Source organism: Streptomyces lacrimifluminis (assembly GCF_014646095.1).
In the GTDB taxonomy this organism is placed as follows: Bacteria; Actinomycetota; Actinomycetes; order Streptomycetales; family Streptomycetaceae; genus Streptomyces; species Streptomyces lacrimifluminis.
In genome coordinates, this window is the sequence record NZ_BMMU01000008.1 from 137,175 (window position 1) to 156,168 (window position 18,994).

Annotated in this window: 19 protein-coding genes and 1 pseudogene; 9 read left to right on the top strand and 11 right to left on the bottom strand. The window is 70.6% G+C overall.

Going from position 1 to position 18,994, the window contains the following annotated elements; translation table 11 throughout:
* Nucleotide 1 precedes the first annotated feature (1 nt).
* Nucleotides 2-643 carry an IclR family transcriptional regulator gene (locus tag IEY89_RS14760; protein WP_189147830.1) on the top strand — a complete coding sequence of 214 codons (642 nt, stop codon included), beginning with the start codon at nucleotides 2-4 and terminating at the stop codon, nucleotides 641-643.
* Nucleotides 644-718: 75 nt separating this feature from the next.
* Nucleotides 719-1,510 carry a S16 family serine protease gene (locus IEY89_RS14765; protein ID WP_189147831.1) on the top strand — a complete coding sequence of 264 codons (792 nt, stop codon included), beginning with the start codon at nucleotides 719-721 and terminating at the stop codon, nucleotides 1,508-1,510.
* A gap of 160 nt (nucleotides 1,511-1,670) precedes the next feature.
* On the opposite strand, the pseudogene IEY89_RS14770 reads toward IEY89_RS14765, so the two are convergent.
* Nucleotides 1,671-1,901: pseudogene (locus IEY89_RS14770) on the bottom strand (RICIN domain-containing protein); the annotation flags it as partial.
* Between the two features lie 27 nt (nucleotides 1,902-1,928).
* Here IEY89_RS14770 and IEY89_RS14775 point away from each other — a divergent pair.
* Entirely contained in the window at nucleotides 1,929-2,654 is a 726-nt protein-coding gene (locus tag IEY89_RS14775; RefSeq protein ID WP_229695229.1) for a substrate-binding domain-containing protein, read from the top strand.
* Nucleotides 2,655-2,800: 146 nt separating this feature from the next.
* Here the strand turns inward: IEY89_RS14775 and IEY89_RS14780 are convergent, their stop codons facing one another.
* From IEY89_RS14780 to IEY89_RS14810, 7 genes are all read right to left on the bottom strand, one after another.
* Nucleotides 2,801-2,989 (bottom strand): hypothetical protein, encoded by a 189-nt coding sequence (locus IEY89_RS14780; RefSeq protein ID WP_189147832.1) that lies wholly within the window; start codon nucleotides 2,987-2,989, stop codon nucleotides 2,801-2,803.
* Nucleotides 2,990-3,003: 14 nt separating this feature from the next.
* Nucleotides 3,004-3,591: an ArsR/SmtB family transcription factor gene (locus IEY89_RS14785; protein WP_189147833.1), complete on the bottom strand. Its 588-nt coding sequence runs from the start codon at nucleotides 3,589-3,591 to the stop codon at nucleotides 3,004-3,006.
* Between the two features lie 92 nt (nucleotides 3,592-3,683).
* The gene (locus tag IEY89_RS14790; protein WP_229695230.1) at nucleotides 3,684-4,646 is read right to left on the bottom strand and encodes a glycine betaine ABC transporter substrate-binding protein; all 963 of its coding nucleotides are present in this window, start codon (nucleotides 4,644-4,646) and stop codon (nucleotides 3,684-3,686) included.
* A complete protein-coding gene (locus IEY89_RS14795; RefSeq protein ID WP_229695231.1) occupies nucleotides 4,643-5,551 on the bottom strand; it encodes an ABC transporter permease in 909 nt (302 codons plus the stop codon). Before IEY89_RS14795 ends, IEY89_RS14790 begins: the two co-directional genes overlap by 4 nt.
* A complete protein-coding gene (locus IEY89_RS14800) occupies nucleotides 5,548-6,819 on the bottom strand; it encodes a betaine/proline/choline family ABC transporter ATP-binding protein (RefSeq protein WP_229695232.1) in 1,272 nt (423 codons plus the stop codon). The genes IEY89_RS14795 and IEY89_RS14800 overlap by 4 nt, the downstream gene beginning before the upstream one ends.
* 4 nt (nucleotides 6,820-6,823) lie before the next feature.
* Nucleotides 6,824-7,471 carry an ABC transporter permease gene (locus tag IEY89_RS14805; RefSeq protein ID WP_189147835.1) on the bottom strand — a complete coding sequence of 216 codons (648 nt, stop codon included), beginning with the start codon at nucleotides 7,469-7,471 and terminating at the stop codon, nucleotides 6,824-6,826.
* 27 nt (nucleotides 7,472-7,498) lie between these two features.
* Nucleotides 7,499-8,002 carry an Lrp/AsnC family transcriptional regulator gene (locus IEY89_RS14810; protein WP_189147836.1) on the bottom strand — a complete coding sequence of 168 codons (504 nt, stop codon included), beginning with the start codon at nucleotides 8,000-8,002 and terminating at the stop codon, nucleotides 7,499-7,501.
* A 127-nt stretch (nucleotides 8,003-8,129) separates the two neighbouring features.
* Here IEY89_RS14810 and hppD point away from each other — a divergent pair, with 127 nt between their 5' ends.
* A complete protein-coding gene (gene hppD / locus IEY89_RS14815; RefSeq protein ID WP_189147837.1) occupies nucleotides 8,130-9,275 on the top strand; it encodes a 4-hydroxyphenylpyruvate dioxygenase in 1,146 nt (381 codons plus the stop codon).
* A 36-nt stretch (nucleotides 9,276-9,311) separates the two neighbouring features.
* Here the strand turns inward: hppD and IEY89_RS14820 are convergent, their stop codons facing one another.
* Complete coding sequence (locus IEY89_RS14820) at nucleotides 9,312-10,712, bottom strand: tetratricopeptide repeat protein (RefSeq protein ID WP_189147838.1); 1,401 nt, start codon at nucleotides 10,710-10,712, stop codon at nucleotides 9,312-9,314.
* Between the two features lie 92 nt (nucleotides 10,713-10,804).
* Here IEY89_RS14820 and IEY89_RS14825 point away from each other — a divergent pair, with 92 nt between their 5' ends.
* Nucleotides 10,805-12,211 carry an FAD-binding oxidoreductase gene (locus tag IEY89_RS14825; RefSeq protein ID WP_189147839.1) on the top strand — a complete coding sequence of 469 codons (1,407 nt, stop codon included), beginning with the start codon at nucleotides 10,805-10,807 and terminating at the stop codon, nucleotides 12,209-12,211.
* 17 nt (nucleotides 12,212-12,228) lie between these two features.
* Here IEY89_RS14825 and IEY89_RS14830 read toward each other — a convergent pair whose 3' ends face one another.
* Nucleotides 12,229-12,717, bottom strand: a complete 489-nt coding sequence (locus IEY89_RS14830; protein ID WP_189147954.1) for an SsgA family sporulation/cell division regulator — start codon at nucleotides 12,715-12,717, stop codon at nucleotides 12,229-12,231.
* 268 nt (nucleotides 12,718-12,985) lie between these two features.
* Between IEY89_RS14830 and IEY89_RS14835 the strand changes: the two genes are divergently transcribed.
* Entirely contained in the window at nucleotides 12,986-14,470 is a 1,485-nt protein-coding gene (locus IEY89_RS14835) for an RDD family protein (RefSeq protein ID WP_189147840.1), read from the top strand.
* A 131-nt stretch (nucleotides 14,471-14,601) separates the two neighbouring features.
* Entirely contained in the window at nucleotides 14,602-15,252 is a 651-nt protein-coding gene (locus tag IEY89_RS14840) for an RDD family protein (RefSeq protein ID WP_189147841.1), read from the top strand.
* Nucleotides 15,253-15,349: 97 nt separating this feature from the next.
* Here IEY89_RS14840 and IEY89_RS14845 read toward each other — a convergent pair whose 3' ends face one another.
* On the bottom strand, nucleotides 15,350-15,634 hold the full coding sequence (locus tag IEY89_RS14845) for a hypothetical protein (protein WP_189147842.1): 285 nt from the start codon (nucleotides 15,632-15,634) through the stop codon (nucleotides 15,350-15,352).
* Nucleotides 15,635-16,057: 423 nt separating this feature from the next.
* Here IEY89_RS14845 and IEY89_RS14850 point away from each other — a divergent pair, with 423 nt between their 5' ends.
* Nucleotides 16,058-18,409: an immune inhibitor A domain-containing protein gene (locus IEY89_RS14850; RefSeq protein WP_189147843.1), complete on the top strand. Its 2,352-nt coding sequence runs from the start codon at nucleotides 16,058-16,060 to the stop codon at nucleotides 18,407-18,409.
* 122 nt (nucleotides 18,410-18,531) lie between these two features.
* Nucleotides 18,532-18,894, top strand: a complete 363-nt coding sequence (locus IEY89_RS14855; RefSeq protein WP_189147844.1) for a hypothetical protein — start codon at nucleotides 18,532-18,534, stop codon at nucleotides 18,892-18,894.
* Nucleotides 18,895-18,994: the final 100 nt, after the last annotated feature.

An 18,994-nucleotide genomic window follows, 5' to 3' on the forward strand; every position in this document is an offset into this window, starting at 1 on the left:
CGTGACCGCGGAGACCTCCCAGACGCTCGACCGGGGACTGCGCGTCCTCAAGCTGCTCGCCGACACCGACCACGGCCTGACCGTCACCGAACTGTCCACCCGGCTCGGCGTGAACCGGACCGTCGTGTACCGCCTGCTGGCCACCCTGGAACAGCACGCGCTCGTACGCCGTGACCTGGGCGGCCGGGCCCGCGTCGGACTCGGGGTGCTGCGCCTCGGCCGTCAGGTGCATCCCCTCGTACGGGAGGCGGCGCTGCCCGCGCTCAGGTCGCTGGCCGAGGACATAGGCGCGACCGCCCACCTGACCCTGGTCGACGGGACGGAAGCGCTCGCCGTCGCCGTCGTCGAGCCGACCTGGACCGACTACCACGTGGCGTACCGGGCCGGTTTCCGTCACCCCCTGGAGCGGGGCGCGGCCGGCAAGGCCATCCTCGCCGCCCGGCAGCAGCCTCCCACCGACCCCGGATACACCCTCACGCACGGGGAGTTGGAGGCCGGCGCGAGCGGGGCCGCGGCTCCGCTGATCGGGGTGACGGGGGTCGAGGGGAGCGTCGGGGTCGTGATGCTCGCCGACGCGGTGCCCGAGCGGGTGGGGCCACGGGTCATGGACGCGGCCCGGGAAGTGTCCGAGGCGCTGCGCTGACCGGCGGGCCCCCGTGAACCAGGGGCCGGGGCAGCCGCCCCTGGCCGGAAGAGGCCCCCACGTTAGATTGACCCCGTGCTCTCTCGCCTCACGCGCCCCCGGGCCGTCGCCGTCTGTGCCCTGCCCGTCGTGGCCCTGCTCGCCACGGCCGCGTTCGCGCCGCTGCCGTTCGTCCTGGCGCAGCCCGGCATGACGGCGAACGTCCTCGGCGACAACGACGGCGACCCGGTCATCACCATCACGGGCGCGACGACCCGCGAGACGCGCGGCGAGCTGCGGATGACGACGATCGAGGCGACCGGCCCGGGCACCCGCGTGAGCCTCGCGGACGTACTCGACGGCTGGTTCGGTACCGACCAGGCAGTGATGCCGCGCGACTCGGTCTACCCGAGCGGCGACAGCACCAAGGAGATCGAGGAGCACAACGCGGCCGAGATGAAGGAGTCGCAGGACGCGGCGACCGAGGCCGCCCTGAGGTACCTGGACGAGGACTCCGGCGGGATCAAGGTCAGCCTCAGGCTCTCCGACGTCGGCGGTCCCAGCGCGGGGCTGCTCTTCTCCCTCGGCATCGTCGACAAGCTGGACGGCGACGGCAAGGGCGGTGATCTGACCGGCGGTCGCACCATCGCCGGTACGGGGACGATCGACTCGGACGGGACTGTCGGCGCGGTGGGGGGTGTTGCCCTGAAGACGCAGGCCGCGCGGCGGGACGGGGCGACCGTCTTCCTGGTGCCGAAGGCGGAGTGTTCGGACGCGGAGTCGGAGCTTCCCAAGGGGTTGCGGTTGATTCCGGTGACGACGCTCAAGGGAGCGGTCGGGGCGTTGGTGGCGTTGGAGACGGGGCGGGGGAAGGTGCCGAGTTGTTAGCGCGGCCTCGGCTCGGTTCTCCGGCCACGGGCCGGTGGCGCTTGCCGCGCGGTTCCCCGCGCCCCTGAAAGGGCGCGTTTTCCCCGGCCCGTCTCCCTCACCTCCTCTCTCCCCCACCTCCCCTCACCTCCTCTCTCCCTCACCTCCCCTCACCTTCACTTCACCTGACCAGTTCCCAGTCCTGCGAGCCGTCCGTAGTCGCGTTCTGCAAGGTCGGAGGCGCGTCGGTCGTCGCACCCGTGAGGTACACGTTCGTGTTCCGGAGTGACTGGAGCTTGTAGAAGCCGCCGTCTGTCCTGATCAGGTTCCAGCTGCCCGTGGCGCTGTTGTCGACCCACTGGCCGATGCGCTGGCCGACCGTCGCGTTGCCGGTCCAGATCGGCGCCGCACGGCGCGCCGGCGCGGCTACTCGGTCAGCGTGGCCCACACCACCGAGGACGACGAGCACAGCACCGCCGAGGCCATCGACAGCCTCCTCGAACAGGGCGTCGACGGCATCGTGCTGTCGGAGGCGGTCGACGAGGGGAGCCCCGTCAAGGTCTGGCTGGACGTCCCCATCCTCACCATCGGTCGCTTCCCCGGTCTGGTCGCGGCGCGACGGATCCGGTCGGCGGAGAAGTCGGACCGCAGTGGGTATGTGGCGACCCGGCACCTCATCGACCTGGGGCACACGGAGATCCGGCATGTCTCCGGGCCCGGTCAGTGGTGGGCGTCCCGCGACCGTGCGTTCGGCTGGCGGTCGGCGCTGACCGAGGCGGGCCTGCCCGTTGCCGAGCCCGTCGAGGGGGACTGGTCCTGTGCGAGCGGCTATGAGGCGGGCCTGCGGCTGGCGGCCGACGAGGCGATGACCGCGATCTTCGTGGCCAACGACGACATGGCGATCGGCCTGGTCAGGGCGTTGCACGAGCGGGGCCGCCGGGTCCCGGACGAGGTGAGCGTCGTCGGGATGGACGACATCCCGACCGCCCGTTTCCAGCAGCCCGCGCTGACCACGGTGGCGCAGGACTTCGACGCGGTGGCGACGGAGGGGATCGGGTCGCTGGTGGACGAGATCGCGAACCCGGGATCTGCGGAGCGGGTTCTGCGTGAGGTGGATCCGCCGTTGGTGGTGCGGGAGTCCAGCCCACGGCTGGGCGGGGGGTGAGAGTGCCGGGAAGGGTTGTCGGATTGCTGCGGCGCCATCGTGGCTGGTCGCGCCCGCGCGGCGGAGCCGCATATCGATACAGCCCCGCGCCCCTAGAGGGCCTGCGGCCCATCTAGAGCGCTCGCGGCCCATCGGGGCGCGCCCGCTCAGGCGATCTGCGGCTTCGGTGGTACGGAGGCCAGGCGCAGGCCGACCTCTACGAGGGTCCAGCCGACCCGCGTACGCAGGTCCTGTGCGGGACGCCTGGCGGCGAGGGCGAGACGGTGGGCGTCCGCCTCGGCGCGGAGCTCGGCGGCGCGGAGGTGATGGGCGGCGAGGTGGATCTCGGGGTTCATCGGGAGGCAGCCTCTCAGGTCGTGTGGGTCGGGAAGACGTGGGTGTGGACGCGCACCGTCTCGGCGTCCGGGGTGCCCTCGGCCGGGGCGTGGGCGCGGTAACTGTCGACGAGTTCGTGCATCCGGTGGATCAGTTCGAGGGCGGTCTCGGGTGTCAGCCGTAGCGTGAAGTCACTCAGGTCCGAGGAGCGCCTCCAGTCGTCGGACCAGTCGCTCGGGTTGCCGAGCCAGGTCGAGATCTCCCGGGTGTGGCTGTTCGCGACCTCGTGCATGAACAGGTCGGCGGCGCCCCGGACCGCCGGGTCCGGGTCCTTGAACAGGGCGTCGTCGAACCGCACACCTTGGTGGACGGCCCTCCACCAGCGCTCCCGCCCCTTGCCGTGCTCCGGCGCGTCCTCGACGAAGCCGTGCGCGGCGAGCTGGCGCAGGTGGTAGCTGGTCGCGCCACTGGACTCGCCGAGTTTCGCGGCCAGTTGGGAGGCGGTGGCGGGCCCACCGCGCCGCAGTGCGGTCAGGAGCTCCATCCGTAGGGGATGGGCGAGACCGCGCAGTGAGCGGGCGTCGAGCACGTGGGGTGTGAGTTCTTCGGGCTGCTCCGGCATGTGTACAAAGGTAGCGTTGCAAAGAAATGGCTGCAAGGGTTTCTTTGCAACTACCTTTGTATGTCGCGGAGGCCGCGAACGCGGCAGGCCGGCTACTTCACGAACCCCTCCGCCCGCATCCAGTCCAACGCCACCTGATGCGGATCCTCCCCCTCCACATCCACCCTGGCGTTCAGCTCCCGCGCCACCGCGTTCGTCAGCTTCGCTGTCACCGGGTCGAGGATCTCCTTGATCGCCGGCCACTTCTTCAGGGTCTTCGAGTTGATCTCCGGGGCCGCGTTGTAGTTGGGGAAGAACCTCCGGTCGTCCGCCATCACCGCGAGGTTCATCGACTGGATGCGGCCGTCCGTCGTGTAGACCTCCCCGTACGTGCAACTCCCCTTCGCCGCCTGCGTGTAGATGATCCCGGTGTCCATCTGCGTGATGCTCCCGGCGGGCAGGCTCATGCCGTACGCCTTATCCATACCCGGCAGACCGTCCGCGCGGTTGGCGAACTCGCCCTCCACACAGAGGGTCACCGCCTTCGGCCGAGTCCGCGCCAGCTCGGCCACCGCCGACAGCGTCTTGGTGCCGTACTTTCCGAAGTTCGCCTGGTTCATGGCCAGGGCGTACGTGTTGTTCAGGGCGGACGGGGACAGCCACGTCAGCCCGCTCTTCAGGTCCGCGTCCCGTACCGCCTGCCACTGCGCGCGCGGGTCGGCGATCGGGTCGCTGTTGCCCTGGTACGTGATCCACGCGGTGCCCGTGTACTCGTACATGCCGTCCGCGTCACCCTTCTTCACCGCCTCGCGCGCGCCGAACGAACCCTGGATGCCCGTACGGTCGAGCACATCCGCGCCGGCCGCCTCGAAGGCGATGCCCATCATCGCGCCGAGGATCAGGTTCTCGGTGAACGCCTTTGCCGTCACCGTCAGTTCGGCGCCCCGCAGCGGCTTCCCCCTGCCGATGGAGCCCGGTTCGACGTCGTCGACCATCGGGGAACCGCTGGTCAGACCACAGGCCGAGGCCAGGAGGAGTACCCCGGCCGGCAGCAGGGACGACGTACGGCGCCTCACGTGCCCGTCTCCAACCCCCGGGGCCGCAGCAGCAGTTCGGCCAGTGAGGCCACCCAGTCCACCAGTAGCGCCAGGACGACGGTCAGGATCGAGCCCAGCATGAGCACCGGCATCCGCTGGTTGGTGATCCCGGTCGTGATCAGTACGCCCAGTCCACCGCCCCCGCCGAACGTGGCCAGCGTCGCCGTGCCCACGTTCAGGACGAGCGCCGTCCGCACGCCCGCGAGGATCAGCGGTACCGCCAGCGGGAGTTCGACCCGGGCCAGCACCCCCAGCGGCGACATGCCGATGCCCCGCGCGGCCTCCAGGAGCGTCGGGTCGTTGGCCTTCAGGCCGGCGACCGTGTTCGACAGAACGGGCAGGACCGCGTACGCCACGATGCCGATCAGTGCCGCCGTCCGGCCGATGCCCAGCCAGATCACCAGCAGTGCCAGCAGCCCGATCGCCGGGGTCGCCTGCCCCATGTTGGCGACCGCCATCGCCACCGGGGTCGCCCGCCGGAACGCCCTGCGCGTGAGCAGGACACCCAGCGGGATCGCGATGACGAGCACGAAGAACGTCGAGATCGCCGTCAGCTCCACATGCTGCCGCAACGCCTTCGGCACCTGGCCGTTCGACAGCGCGTTCTCGGAGATCGCGTCCAGGTCGGCCTGCCGGAACCACAGCCAGGTGGCGAGCAGCACGGCGAGGAGGAGCCCGGGCAGGAGCGTCATCCGCTGCCAACTCAGCCTGGATGTACGGGATTTGGCGGGAGGCGTCGGAGTCTCGCCGGTCTCGGTCTCGGTCTCGGTCTCGGACTCGGGCTTGGCCTCGGCCTCGGACTTGGTCTCGCTCTCCGCCTCCGCCTCCGCCTCCTTGTCCTCGTCCTTGTCCTCGATCTCCGGATCCGCCGTCGGAGTGGTCACGCCCGCACCTCCCCGCTCTTTCCGCCCGTTCTGTCGTCGCCCTCCTGCTCGGCGTGCGTGCGGTCCGTCCGCGCCGCCTCCAGCTCGGCCCGCGCCTCCGCCGCCTCCAGCCGGTCGGCCTCCAGGAGTTCGCGCACGGAGTTCATCAGGGTCTCCATGTCGACAACGCCCTCGTACTCACCCCGCCGCCCGGTCACCGCGACCCGCCCCGCGTTGTCCGTGAGCACCGCCTCCAGCGCGTCCCGCAGGGTCGCGTCCCGGGTCACCGTGTCGGAGACGAGCGTCCCGGCGCGCGCGAGCGAACCCCTGGCCCGCATCAGGTCGCCCCGCCGCAGCCACTTGTAGGGCCGACGCAGCTTGTCGAGCAGCAGGATCTCGTTCGTACCGCTGGACCGGAGCTTGTTGAAGATCTCCTGGAGCGGGTCGTCGACGGCCACCGTCGGATAGTCGGTGATCTCCACGTTCCGTACGCGGGTGAGGTTCAGCCGCTTCAGGGCCGCCCCCGCGCCCACGAACCCGGACACGAAGTCGTCGGCGGGGTTGGTGAGGATCGCCTCCGGGGTGTCGAACTGGGCGATGTGCGACCGCTCGCGCAGGACCGCGATCCGGTCGCCCAGCTTGATCGCCTCGTCGAAGTCGTGGGTGACGAAGACGATCGTCCTGTGCAGCTCGTGCTGGAGCCGGATCAGCTCGTCCTGGAGGTGGTCCCGGGTGATCGGGTCCACCGCGCCGAACGGCTCGTCCATCAGCAGGACCGGCGGGTCGGCCGCCAACGCCCTTGCCACGCCCACCCGTTGCTGCTGACCGCCGGACAGCTGGCGGGGGTAGCGATCGTGGAACTCGCCGGGGTCCAGGCCGACCAGGTCGAGCATCTCCTCCACCCGCGCCTTGACCCGCCCCGCCGGCCAGCCCGTCATCCTCGGGACGAGCGCGATGTTCTGGGCGACCGTCATGTGCGGGAAGAGACCGGACGACTGGATCGCGTACCCGATCCGGCGGCGCAGCTTCACCGGGTCCATGTCGGTGACGTCCTCGCCGCCGATGCGGATCCGGCCGCCGGTCGGCTCGATCAGCCGGTTGATCATCTTCAGCGTCGTCGACTTCCCACAGCCCGACGGACCCACGAAGACGACGGTCTCGCCCGCCCTGATCTCCATCGAGACGTTGTCGACGGACGGCCCGGAGCTTCCCGGATACCTCTTGGTGAGGTTCTCCAGCTCGATCGTGGCACCGTGGCCACCCGTCCCAGCGGTCTCTGACGTTGTCACGGTCTCAGACACGGGTCCCCCTCGGAATCGTCAGCCGGCCGACGACCACGTACGCCGCGTCGAACAGGAGCGCGAGCACGATGATCCCCAGCGTGCCCGCGAGGACCTGGTTCAGGGCGTTCTTGCTGCCCAGCGAGGCGATGCCGCGGAAGATCTCGTTGCCCAGCCCCGGGCCCGAGGCGTAGGCGGCGATGGCCGCGATGCCCATCAGCATCTGTGTCGAGACCCGGATTCCGGTGAGGATCGGCGGCCAGGCCAGCGGCAGCTCCACCCGGGCCAGCCGCGCCACCCGGGACATCCCGATGCCCTTCGCCGCGTCCACCAGCGACGGGTCGACACCGCGCAGGCCCACGATCGCGTTGCGCACGATGGGGAGGAGACCGTAGAGGGTGAGGGCGACGACCGTGGGCGGCACGCCCAGGCCCACGACCGGGATCAGCAGGCCGATCATCGCGAGCGAGGGGATCGTCAGGATCGTCGACGTCGCCGTGGTCGCCAGATTCCCCGCCCACTCGCTCCGGTAGGTGACGGCACCGAGCGCCACCCCGAGGACGGTCGCCAGGATCATGCACTGGAAGACGGCGCCGGCGTGCTGGAACGCGTCTGTCAGCAGCTGCTGATGGCGGTTTCCGAGGTACTCCCAGAAGCTCACCGCCCTCACCCTCCAGCCCGTCTCGGTTCACCCGTCCGGTTCGCCCGTCCTGGTTCGGTCGCCGTGCTCCGAAGCCGCCTGCTCCACCAGCGGGATGATCCGCAGCGGAACGGGGTTCTCCATGACGATCGCCGTGGCGGCCCGGTCGATGCCATCAAAACCGACGACCCGGTCGATCACCCGCTGGAGATCGGCGTTCGAGCGGGCCACCAGCCGGCACAGCATGTCCCCGCTGCCGGTGGTCGTGTGCAGCTCCAGCACCTCCGGTACGGATGCCAAGTGGGCCCGGACGTCAGGACCTTGGCCCTGCCGGATCTGGAGCGTCGCGAAGGCGGTCACCGGGTAGCCGAGGGCCGCCGGGTTTACCTGCGGCCCGAACCCCCGGATGACGCCATTCGACTGAAGCCGGTCGAGACGCGCCTGCGCCGTCCCCCTGGCCACTCCCAGCCGCCGGGACATCTCCAGTACGCCGATCCGCGGCTCCCGCGCGAGCAGCACGATGATCCGCCCGTCCAGCTCGTCGATCGTCACAGCAGCCCCCAGGTGGGATGGTCATCCTGTACATAAAGCCCGCACATCCGTGCCTCCAGCTGAGCAGAGTGTCCAGCTCCCGCGCAAACTGTTGCGCATCTTGCCGTGGCGGGATCAGGCTGCGGTCATGACGCAGACCACACACCACACTCCCGACACCGCCCGGCAGGCAGATCCCTTCCCGGTCAAGGGAATGGACGCGGTCGTCTTCGCCGTGGGCAACGCCAAACAGGCGGCGCACTACTACTCCACGGCCTTCGGCATGCGGCTCGTCGCCTACTCCGGACCGGAGACGGGCAGCCGCGAGACGGCGTCGTACGTCCTGGAGAACGGCTCCGCCCGGTTCGTGTTCACCTCCGTCGTCAAACCCGCCACCACCTGGGGCCACTTCCTGGCCGCCCATGTGGCCGAGCACGGCGACGGCGTCGTCGACCTCGCCATCGAGGTCCCGGACGCCCGCGCCGCGTACACGTACGCCGTCGAGCACGGCGCCCGCTCGCTGGCCGAGCCGTACGAGGTGAAGGACGAGCACGGCACAGTCGTCCTCGCCGTGATCGCCACGTACGGCCAGACCCGCCACACCCTCGTCGAGCGCACGGGGTACGACGGCCCGTACCTCCCGGGGTTCGCCGCCGCCTCGCCGATCGTCGAACCGCCCGCCCGGCGCACCTTCCAGGCGATCGACCACTGCGTGGGCAACGTCGAGCTCGGTCACATGAACGAATGGGTCGGCTTCTACAACAAGGTCATGGGCTTCACGAACATGAAGGAGTTCGTGGGCGACGACATCGCCACCGAGTACAGCGCGCTGATGTCGAAGGTCGTCGCCGACGGCACCCTCAAGGTCAAGTTCCCCATCAACGAGCCGGCCATCGCCAAGAAGAAGTCCCAGATCGACGAGTACCTGGAGTTCTACGGCGGCGCGGGCGTCCAGCACATCGCCCTCAACTCGGGCGACATCGTCGAGACCGTACGGACCATGCGGGCGGCCGGCGTCGAGTTCCTCGACACTCCCGACTCGTACTACGACACCCTGGGGGAGTGGGCCGGAGAGACCCGCGTCCCGGTCGAGACCCTCCGCGAGCTGAAGATCCTCGTCGACCGTGACGAGGACGGCTACCTGCTCCAGATCTTCACCAAGCCGGTCCAGGACCGCCCGACCGTCTTCTTCGAGATCATCGAACGGCACGGCTCGATGGGCTTCGGCAAGGGCAACTTCAAGGCCCTCTTCGAGGCGATCGAACGGGAGCAGGACAAGCGCGGCAACCTGTGAGCAGCCAATAGGCGTACGAGCAGGGGGCGTTGAGGCTTACGACGCCCCCGGTTCAGTCAGTCCGTCCAGTGCCTCCTTCGCCGCCGGCGCGCCCACCGGCGAGAAGTACGGGTTGATCCGCAGCGCCTCCTCCAGATGCCGGCGCGCGGCCCCCGTCAGCCCCAACTCCCGCTCGATCATGCCCCGGTGGTACACGTACAGGGCACTGCGCACCTCGCCGCCGTGCTCCTTGTCGGTCGCCCGCTTCGCCCAGCCGAGCGCCTCCTCACCCTGGCCCGCCCGGTGCAACGCCCAGCCCAGCGCGTCCGCGACGTCGAGCCCCGGCTGCCGCGCCCACTCGGCCCGCAGCCGCCGTACGGCCGACCCCGCGTCCCCGTGGTCCGCCTCGAACCGCCCGAGCAGCAACTCGCCGTCCACACCGCCGGCCCGCTCCTTCGCGACCCGCGCCCGCAGTACGGCGTACTGGGCCTGTGCGTCCTCCGGCCGGCCCAGGGAGTCGTACAACTCGCCCAGTTCCAGCGCGTATTGGGGCGAAGGCTGCTTGGCGAGGGCAGCCCGGTACGCGATCGGCGCCTCCCGCGTGCGGCCCAGCGCGGCCAACGCCCGTCCCTTGCCCGCCCGCGCGGACGAGAGCCCGGGGTCGAGCCGCAGGGCGGCCTCGAAGTGCCGCAGGGCGTCGGCCGGTTCGCCGCGCTCCCAGGCCAACTCGCCCGCCCGGTACTGCCATTCGGCCTCCTCGGCCGGGGTCGCGGCCCGCGCCGCCGCGTCCGCGAGCGCCGCCTGCGCGTCCTCGCGCCACCCCCGGTCCCGGTACACGCCCGCCGCCCGCGCCAGCACCGCCGGCACCGCCGTCCCGGAAGGCAGCCCCCGCAGCCGCTCCAGTGTCCGCCGGACCGCCTTGTAGTCGCCGAGGCCCGTGTACGCGTCGAGCAGCGGCGGGTACGACGTCCAGCGCTTCGGCGCCTGACGCAGCGCCGCCTCACCCCACTCCCGGGCGGCCGGGAAGTCCCGCCGCGCGTTCGCCAGCGCGGCCATCCCCACCAGCCCCTCGGTGTTCCGTGCCCCGCTCGCCGGGCGCACCCTCAGCGACGTACGCAGCGCCCGCTCCGCCCTCGGGAAGTCGGCGGCGTCCGCCGTCCGCCGCCCGCGCTCCACATAGGCCGAGCCGAGCTGCGCCCAGCCCTGCCCGTCACGCGTATGGGTGCGTACGTATGCCTCACGGTCGCCGATGAACGCCGCCAGGTCGGGCAGCGCGGCGGGCACCCCGCCGGTCACCGCCATCTCCGCCCGGGCCGCCGGACCCGGCGCCGGTGCGGGCGCCGGGTCCGGACGGTCGAGGGGCAGCAGCATCAGTGCGCCGCCGAGTACCGCACACCCCGCGAGTGCGGCGATCAACGGGCGGGGGAGGACACGAACGCGGACTCTCTCCATCTCCATGGCGCTCACTGTGCGTCAATACGACGACCGGATTCCCGTACCGAAAGCTCCTCGCGGACGGGGTTCACACCGATGGCCCCGGGTGCGACGCTGTGATCATGAGCCGTATCCAAGCCGCACCCGACGAAGCCCAGGGCAACCTCACGGACCGGCTGCTCGCGGAGCTGCCGGCCGAGGCCGTGCTCACCGATCCGGACGTCACCGCCGCCTACGCCAACGACATGGCGAGCTTCTGCGAGGCCGGCACCCCCGCCGTCGTGGTCCTGCCGCGCACCGTCGAACAGGTCCAGCACGTCATGCGCGTCGCCACCGAGCTGCGTGTCCCGGTCGTCCCGCAGGGCGCCCGTACCGGACTGTCGGGCGCGGCCAACGCCTCCGAGGGCTGCATCGTGCTGTCGCTGGTGAGGATGGACCGGATCCTGGAGATCAATCCGGTCGACCGCATCGCCGTCGTCGAGCCAGGCGTCATCAACGCCACGCTCTCCCGCGCCGTCAACGAACACGGCCTGTACTACCCGCCGGACCCCTCCAGCTGGGAGATGTGCACGATCGGCGGCAACATCGGCACCGCGTCGGGCGGGCTGTGCTGCGTGAAGTACGGCGTCACCGCCGAGTACGTCCTGGGCCTGGACGTCGTGCTGGCCGACGGGCGGCTGATGTCCACCGGGCGGCGGACCGCGAAGGGCGTCGCCGGGTACGACCTCACCCGCCTGTTCGTGGGCTCGGAGGGCTCCCTCGGCATCGTCGTACGGGCGGTGCTCGCGCTGAAGCCGCAGCCGCCCCAGCAGCTGGTCCTGGCCGCCGAGTTCGGGTCGGCCGCCGCTGCCTGTGACGCCGTGTGCCGGATCATGGCAGGCGGCCACGTGCCGTCCCTCCTCGAACTGATGGACCGTACGACGGTCAAGGCCGTCAACGACCTGGCGAACATGGGACTGCCGGAGACCACCGAGGCCCTGCTCCTCTGCGCCTTCGACACCCACGACCCCGCCGCCGACCTGGCCGCCGTAGGCGCCCTCTGCGAGACGGCCGGAGCGACCCAGGTGGTCCCCGCCGACGACGCCGCCGAGTCCGAACTCCTCCTCCAGGCAAGGCGGTTGTGCCTCGTCGCGCTCGAAGCGGTCAAGGGCACGACGATGATCGACGACGTGTGCGTACCCCGGTCCCGGCTCGGTGAGCTGCTGGAAGGGGTCGAGCGCATCGCCGAGAAGTACCGGCTGACCATCGGGGTGTGCGCCCACGCGGGCGACGGAAACACCCACCCCACCGTCTGCTTCGACGCCCAGGACGCCGACGAGTCCCGCCGCGCCCGCGAGTCCTTCGACGAGATCATGGCCCTCGGCCTGGAACTCGGCGGCACGATCACCGGGGAGCACGGCGTCGGCATCCTCAAGAAGGAGTGGCTGGCGCGCGAGCTGGGCCCGGTGGGCGTGGAGATGCAGCGGGCGGTCAAGGCGGCCTTCGACCCGCTGGGCCTCCTTAACCCGGGCAAGCTGTTCTGAACCACCCGGGACGCGTGTCATACGTATCCCTCCCCGTCCTGGGACTCGTCCGACGGCCACGGATCGCGCAGCCACAGGTCGTCGTGACAGCCCACGGTGGGAGCGAGCAGCTCGGCGAGGCCGTCGTCGATGCCGAGCTGCTCGGCCTCAGAGCCCGGGGGGACCGCCCGCAGGGTGCGCTCCAGCCACGCCGACACCTGAGCGGTGGGCGCCTCCAGCAGGGCGTCTCCGTCGGGTGAACTCAGCGCCATCAGGACGACGCTGTGCCCGTCGACCTTCGTCGGCCACACCCGGACGTCACCGTGACCGCACGGCCGGAACACCCCCTCGACGAGGAGTTCACGGGCGAACGTCCAGTTCACTGGGTTCTCCGAGCCGATGTGGAAGGCGATGTGGACGGCGAACGGATCGATGGTCCGGTAGGTGAGGCGGGCGGGGACGGGGATGCTCCGCTCCGGCGACAGGATGAGTTTCAGCTCAAGTTCCCGTTCCACCACGGTGTTCATGGCGTGACTCATGGCGGGCACTTCCTCTCGTTGCGGGGGCCCACATCGGGCCCGTACGAGGAGAGAGCGCGGGACGGCGTCAGCATTACGCGGGTTCCGAGAGGTTTTTCGGAGAAGTTTTTTGCGAACGGTGTCGGAGCCGTCGCGACAGATGGCAGAAGCTGTCACGAAGGGAGTAGGTAGCGCGGGAGGGGCATCGGCGCGTGCGCCCGTCTGATAGATGTGGGGCACCCCAAATGACCCCCGAGCAGATACGGGACGACGGACAATGAGCGCCCCAACCCCGGCCCCCGGTGACGACAGGCCCCGCGAAGGGTTTTACCCGGACCCGTCCATTCCTGGATATGTCCGGTTCTGGAACGGCACCGCCTGGGTGCCGGGCACCAGCCGCCCGGCGCAGTCCGACGGCGCGCCCGCCGCCGCGCGGGTCGAGGAGACCGGGCCGCACTTCTTCGACGAGGAGCCACCGTCACCGGCCGCCGAGCCGCGCCGGGCGACCCCGGCCGAGGCCCAGCACGGCAGCCGGCCCGAACCGGCGTCCGCCTGGGGTGCCGACCGCTCCCATCAGTCCGGGTTCGGCGGCGACCGGGACCGCCAGGTCTCCTGGGGCTTCCCGGCACCGTCCGCCGACCCCAGGCCCGCCGACCCCAGGGCGGCGAACGAGCCCCCGGTCCAGCCGGACGGGCGGTCGGCCCGTACGGACGGTTCGGCGACGATCCCGCCGGTGGAGCCGGACGCCGGTGACGTGCCCGAGTCGGGCACCTTCGTGTTCCGCCGGCCCACCCCGGGACCGGCCGCCGTCGACGCCGGGGGAGGCGTCCCCGGCACCCGTGGCCCCGTGCCCTCCGAGGGCACCATGACCTTCCGTGCGCTCTCCCCGCGCACGGGGCGCGACGGCGGGACGGGCGGCGCACAGCCGGGGAGCACGGGCTCGCCGGAGGGCGCACAGGGCCCGGTCACGGCACCCGCGCCCACCCCCACTCCCGCGCCCGGAAACGGACGCGGCTTCGGCGCCGGAAAGGCAGCGGCGGCCCGCGCGGCGGCGGCCCAGGGCGCGAACCCCGCCCTGCTGCCCGCGACCCCGGCCGTCCCCCAGCAGAACACCCCCGGCGGCGGTGCGGCCATGGCCCCCGGTGTCGGCGGCGGCCAGCCCTCCTGGGCCCAGCAGGTGCACCGACTGGGTGGGGCCGAGGACGGCGGAGAGCAGCGCCTGGCGCCCTGGAAGCCGCCGGTCGAGGACGTGTTCCAGGCCGCCGCCCGCCGCCAGGCGTCGGCCCGTCCGGCGGGCCTGGGCAAGCGGCTGTTCGCGCGGCTCGTGGACACCCTGGTCCTCGGCGCCCTCACCGCCGCGGCGGCCGTACCGCTGGGCACCATGGCCGTCGACCACATCACGGAGAAGATCGACGCGGCCAAGCTCTCCGGCGAGACCGTGACGGTGTGGCTGCTGGACGGCACGACCGGGCTGTACCTGGGTCTCGTGCTGGCCGCGCTGCTGTTCGCCGGGATCCTGTCCGAGGCGTGGCCCACGGCCAAGTGGGGCCGCACCCTCGGCAAGAAGCTGGTCGGTCTGGAGGTCCGGGACATCGAGGGCCACGAGCCCCCGTCGTTCGGCGGGGCCCTGCGCCGCTGGCTCGTCTACGCCGTCCCGGGGCTGCTCGGCATCGGCGTCGTGGGTCTCCTGTGGTGCCTGTTCGACCGCCCGTGGCGCCAGTGCTGGCACGACAAGGCGGCGCACACCTTCGTGGCGGGCTGACACACACAGACGTACAGCGGCCGTACGTTCGACGCGGGGCGGCCGGGTACGACGTACGCACCGTCCGGTCCGGTACCCCGGACGGCCCCTCGCCGGATGCGGAGCAGGGCGGTTCGCGGTCCACTCGGGCCATGAGCAGCGAACCGCCCCCCGGCTCCGGTCAGCAGCCACCGGACGACGACCCGTTCAGGAAGCAGCCGCCGCCTCCGTCGTACGGCGCAGGCGATCCGTACGGCAGCCCAGGCCCCGGCGGCGGCTCGCCGTACGGTGGTGGCCCGCCGTACGCAGGCGGTGGCGGTGATCCCTACGGCGGTGCCGGGGACCCCCTCGCGGGGATGCCCCCGCTCGCCGACGGCGGCCGACGCGTGCTCGCGCGGCTCATCGACATGATCCTCGTCGGTGTCGTCGTCTGGCTGCTCACCCTGGGTTTCAACGTCAACGAGTACGAGGTCGACGGCGACAGGATGGAGTACGGCCGCCAGTTCGGCCAGTCGTTCATCGCCGCTGTGCTCTACATCGCCTACGACACGATCCTGATCTCCCGCACCGGGCAGACACTCGGCAAGAAGTGGCTCCGGCTCCGGGTCGCCAACCTCGACAACGGCGCCACGCCCTCCGTGCAGAGCGCGCTCATCCGCTCGCTCGTGCTGTGGATCCCGTTCGCGTTCTGCTGCGCCTGTATCTGGACGGCGATCTCGGGCGGCTGGAGCTTCTTCGACAAGCCGTACAAGCAGGGTCTGCACGACAAGGCGGCCAAGACGGTGGTGGTCAGCGCCGGTTGATCCGGTTGATCGACTCCGGAGACGGCAACGGCGGTTGGGCGGGGCCCGCATCACGCGGGCCCCGCCCAACCGCCGTTGGCGCAGCAGAGGGGGCGGTTCAGTCGTGCTGTCCCGAGGAGGCCTCTACCGGGACGCGCTCGCGCGGCGCCGGGGCGGGCGACGACGAGGCGACGATCTGTGAGGACGCCCGGGCCGGCTTCGGCCGGGGCACGGTCATGGCGACGAGCAGTCCCAGGGTGAGTCCCACGAGGGCGATGAGTGCGACCCCCGGACCCGAATTCGTCTGAGACAGCAGCAGCATGGCGAGCGTCGAGAGAATCACGGTGCACGACCCGTAGGTGAGCTGTGCGACGGTCGGACGAGGCGCGGTCTGACGAGGCATGGCAATCGAGTCCTCGTGGGAATCGGGGGTGAGGGGGGCGGGTCGACCTGGCTTTGCACCGGACATCCGGGGTTCCGCCGACCGACTCTAATCGCGTCCATGCCCGACTGGAACGCGCAGTAAGCGTGACCTAACACACGGCTCCGGAGCACAGGGGGCGCACGGATTCATGGCGTCCACCAAGTGGACGCGCCCGCGCGCCGGTTGGGGACGGGCGGGACATGATCCCGGTGTCCGCATGGCGAACACATGGAGGACGTCGACTCCGCATAGTGCACTTGACCTGTCCAAGTCAAGGTCTGTCTTTTCTTCCCAAACTCTAGTCAAATTGCGTCACTTGACTACACGCGTATACCGCCCGCGGACAGCTTCCGAACCAGGAACCCCCCATCCGCGCGGACGGACGCGGGGGAGGACCCTCAAGTGACCAGCAGACCCTGGACGTTCAGAACGGCGGCCATCGGCGTGGCACTCGCCACAGCCGCCGCCACCTTCTCCACCTTCGCCATCGCGGAGGCCGACTCGGGCAAGGGTGCGTCGGCCGCGCCGGCCGCGAACCGGCACGACCCGGCGGAGCATCAGCACGCCGAGCACGACCTCGACGGCCCGCTCAGCAAGACCCAGGAGGCCCAGCGCGAGGAAGCCCTCAACCAGGTCATCTCCGGCCAGGCCACGGCCAAGAACCGCAACGGTTCGCAGGTCGTGCAGTTGAAGAGCGGCAAGGGCAAGGGCAAGTACGTCGAACTGGGCCGGGAGAAGACCGACAAGATCTTCACCATCCTGGTCGAGTTCGGCGACCAGATCGACAGCCGTTACGGCGGCACGGTCGGCCCGCTCCACAACCAGATAGCCAAGCCGGACCGTACCCAGGACAACAGCACGGCCTGGCAGGCGGACTACAACACCGAGCACTTCCAGGACCTCTACTTCGGCACCGGCAAGCGTGTCGAGTCGATGAAGAAGTACTACGAGAAGCAGTCCTCGGGCCGCTACTCGATCGAGGGCACCGTCTCGGACTGGGTCAAGGTCCCCTACAACGAGGCCCGTTACGGCTCCAACCTGGCGAACGACGGTGCCTGGTACGCGGTCCGGGACGGTGTCACGGCCTGGGTCGCGGCGCAGAAGGCAGCAGGCGCGACCGACGCGGAGATCAAGGCGCAGCTGGCCGAGTACGACCAGTGGGACCGCTACGACTTCGACGCCGACGGCAACTTCAACGAGCCCGACGGCTACATCGACCACTTCCAGATCGTGCACGCCGGTGAGGACGAGTCCGCGGGCGGCGGCGCCCAGGGCGAGGACGCCATCTGGGCCCACCGCTGGTACGCGTTCGGCACCGACGCCGGCTCGACCGGCCCCGCCGGCAACCGGCTCGGCGGCGCGCAGATCGGCGACTCCGGCATCTGGGTCGGCGACTACACCATCCAGCCGGAGAACGGCGGACTCGGCGTCTTCGCCCACGAGTTCGGCCACGACCTCGGTCTGCCGGACCACTACGACACCACCAACACCGGTGAGAACTCGACCGGGTTCTGGACCCTGATGTCGTCCGGTTCCTGGCTCGGCACCGGTGGCGACAACATCGGTGACCTGCCCGGCGACATGACCGCCTGGGACAAGCTCCAGCTGGGCTGGCTCGACTACGACACGGCGAAGGCCGCGACGAAGTCGAACCACAAGCTGGGCGTCGCCGCGTACAACACCAAGAACCCGCAGGCGCTCATCGTCGAACTGCCCAAGAAGACGGTCTCCACCGAGGTCGTCACCCCGGCGCAGGGCGCGACCCAGTGGTGGAGCGGCAGCGACAACAACCTCTCCAACACGCTGACCCGTGCGGTCGACCTCACCGGCAAGTCCTCGGCCACGCTGACCCTGGACGGCTGGTACGACATCGAGGCCGACTACGACTACCTCTACACCGAGGTCTCCACCGACGGCGGCGCCACCTACACGCCCCTCGACGGCACGGTCGACGGCGCTGCCATCCCGCGCGACGGCAGCGGCAAGCCGGCGCTCACCGGCACGGTCGACGCGTACAAGAAGCTGGCGTACTCCCTGGACGCGTACGCGGGCAAGAAGTTCGACCTGCGCTTCCGCTACACGTCCGACGGCGGTGTCTCCCAGAAGGGCTTCGCGGCCGACCAGATCACCGTCACCGCCGACGGTGCCACGGTCTTCGCCGACAACGCGGAGAGCGCGGACGCGGCGTGGACGACGAAGGGCTTCTCGCGCATCGGCGCGGCCATCACGGACGACTACCCGCAGTACTACATCGCCGAGAACCGCCAGTACGTGTCGTACGACAAGACCCTCAAGGTCGGCCCGTACAACTTCGGCTTCTCGACGACCCGTCCGTCCTGGGTCGAGCACTACCCGTACCAGAACGGCCTGTTGATCTGGAAGTGGGACACCTCCCAGAAGGACAACAACGTCACCGCGCACCCGGGTACCGGTCTGCTCCTCCCGGTGGACGCGCACCCGACCCCGCTGAAGTGGGCGGACGGCACGCTGATGCGCAGCCGCATCCAGTCCTACGACTCCCCCTTCAGCCTGTACCGCACGGACGCGCTCCGGCTCCACAACGCGGACGTGCTCACGAAGGTCGCCTCCCAGAAGGGCGTGCCGATCTTCAACGACCGCACCTCCACGTACTACGACGCGGCGACCCCGCTCGCGGGTGTGAAGATCACTGACACCAACACCAAGATCAAGATCGTCAAGGAGGCCTTCGACGGCTCCACGATCTCGGTCCAGGTGGGCCCCGCAGTGAAGTAACCCACATATCTGCAGGTCAGAGCATGATCGGCCGTGACCCCCTGGCGGGTCGCGGCCGATCGTGTTTAGGTGCCTCCTGTGGCTTTCTTATTGACACCGAGTCCCACGGGGGGTGTGACCGCATGGCCGCAGGAGGTTTCTGCAAGTTGCCCAGTGGCAGCGTGGTGGTGGCGTTGAACCTGCCCAGCCCCACCGCCCCGGCCCCGGCGCGCACGGGTGCCGGCCTGGACGACGTGCGCGTCCTGGTGCTGGCCCAGAACCGGGCCAGGGCACTGACCCGTCTGCGCAACCTCGGCCTGCGAGCGGTCTACCTCCGGGGCAACGCGGCCCCGCCCACCCCCGACGAGATCACGGCCGTCCTCCACCACCCCGACGGCCTGATATGGCGTACGGCCCCGGACAACCGCGTCCCCTCGACACCGGAGCGCACGGAGCTGTGGCACCCGATCAGGTCCCTGCTGCGGAGGCCGACGGCACGGGTGTGACGGTCGGGCACGCCCGGGCGTGCCCGACCGGGCCGGTCCTCCGCCCCGCGACCTAGGACCGCCGCCGGATGTGAAGGGCCGACGCGGGCCGTAACCTCGC

Bases quoted from the DNA above. Each gene is read 5' to 3' on its own strand.
- IEY89_RS14780 (WP_189147832.1), bottom strand. From the start codon at position 2,989: ATGAACCCCGAGATCCACCTCGCCGCCCATCACCTCCGCGCCGCCGAG.
- IEY89_RS14785 (WP_189147833.1), bottom strand. From the start codon at position 3,591: ATGCCGGAGCAGCCCGAAGAACTCACACCCCACGTGCTCGACGCCCGC.
- hppD (WP_189147837.1), top strand. From the start codon at position 8,130: ATGACGCAGACCACACACCACACTCCCGACACCGCCCGGCAGGCAGAT.
- IEY89_RS14820 (WP_189147838.1), bottom strand. From the start codon at position 10,712: ATGGAGATGGAGAGAGTCCGCGTTCGTGTCCTCCCCCGCCCGTTGATC.
- IEY89_RS14830 (WP_189147954.1), bottom strand. From the start codon at position 12,717: ATGAACACCGTGGTGGAACGGGAACTTGAGCTGAAACTCATCCTGTCG.
- IEY89_RS14835 (WP_189147840.1), top strand. From the start codon at position 12,986: ATGAGCGCCCCAACCCCGGCCCCCGGTGACGACAGGCCCCGCGAAGGG.
- IEY89_RS14840 (WP_189147841.1), top strand. From the start codon at position 14,602: ATGAGCAGCGAACCGCCCCCCGGCTCCGGTCAGCAGCCACCGGACGAC.
- IEY89_RS14845 (WP_189147842.1), bottom strand. From the start codon at position 15,634: ATGCCTCGTCAGACCGCGCCTCGTCCGACCGTCGCACAGCTCACCTAC.
- IEY89_RS14855 (WP_189147844.1), top strand. From the start codon at position 18,532: ATGGCCGCAGGAGGTTTCTGCAAGTTGCCCAGTGGCAGCGTGGTGGTG.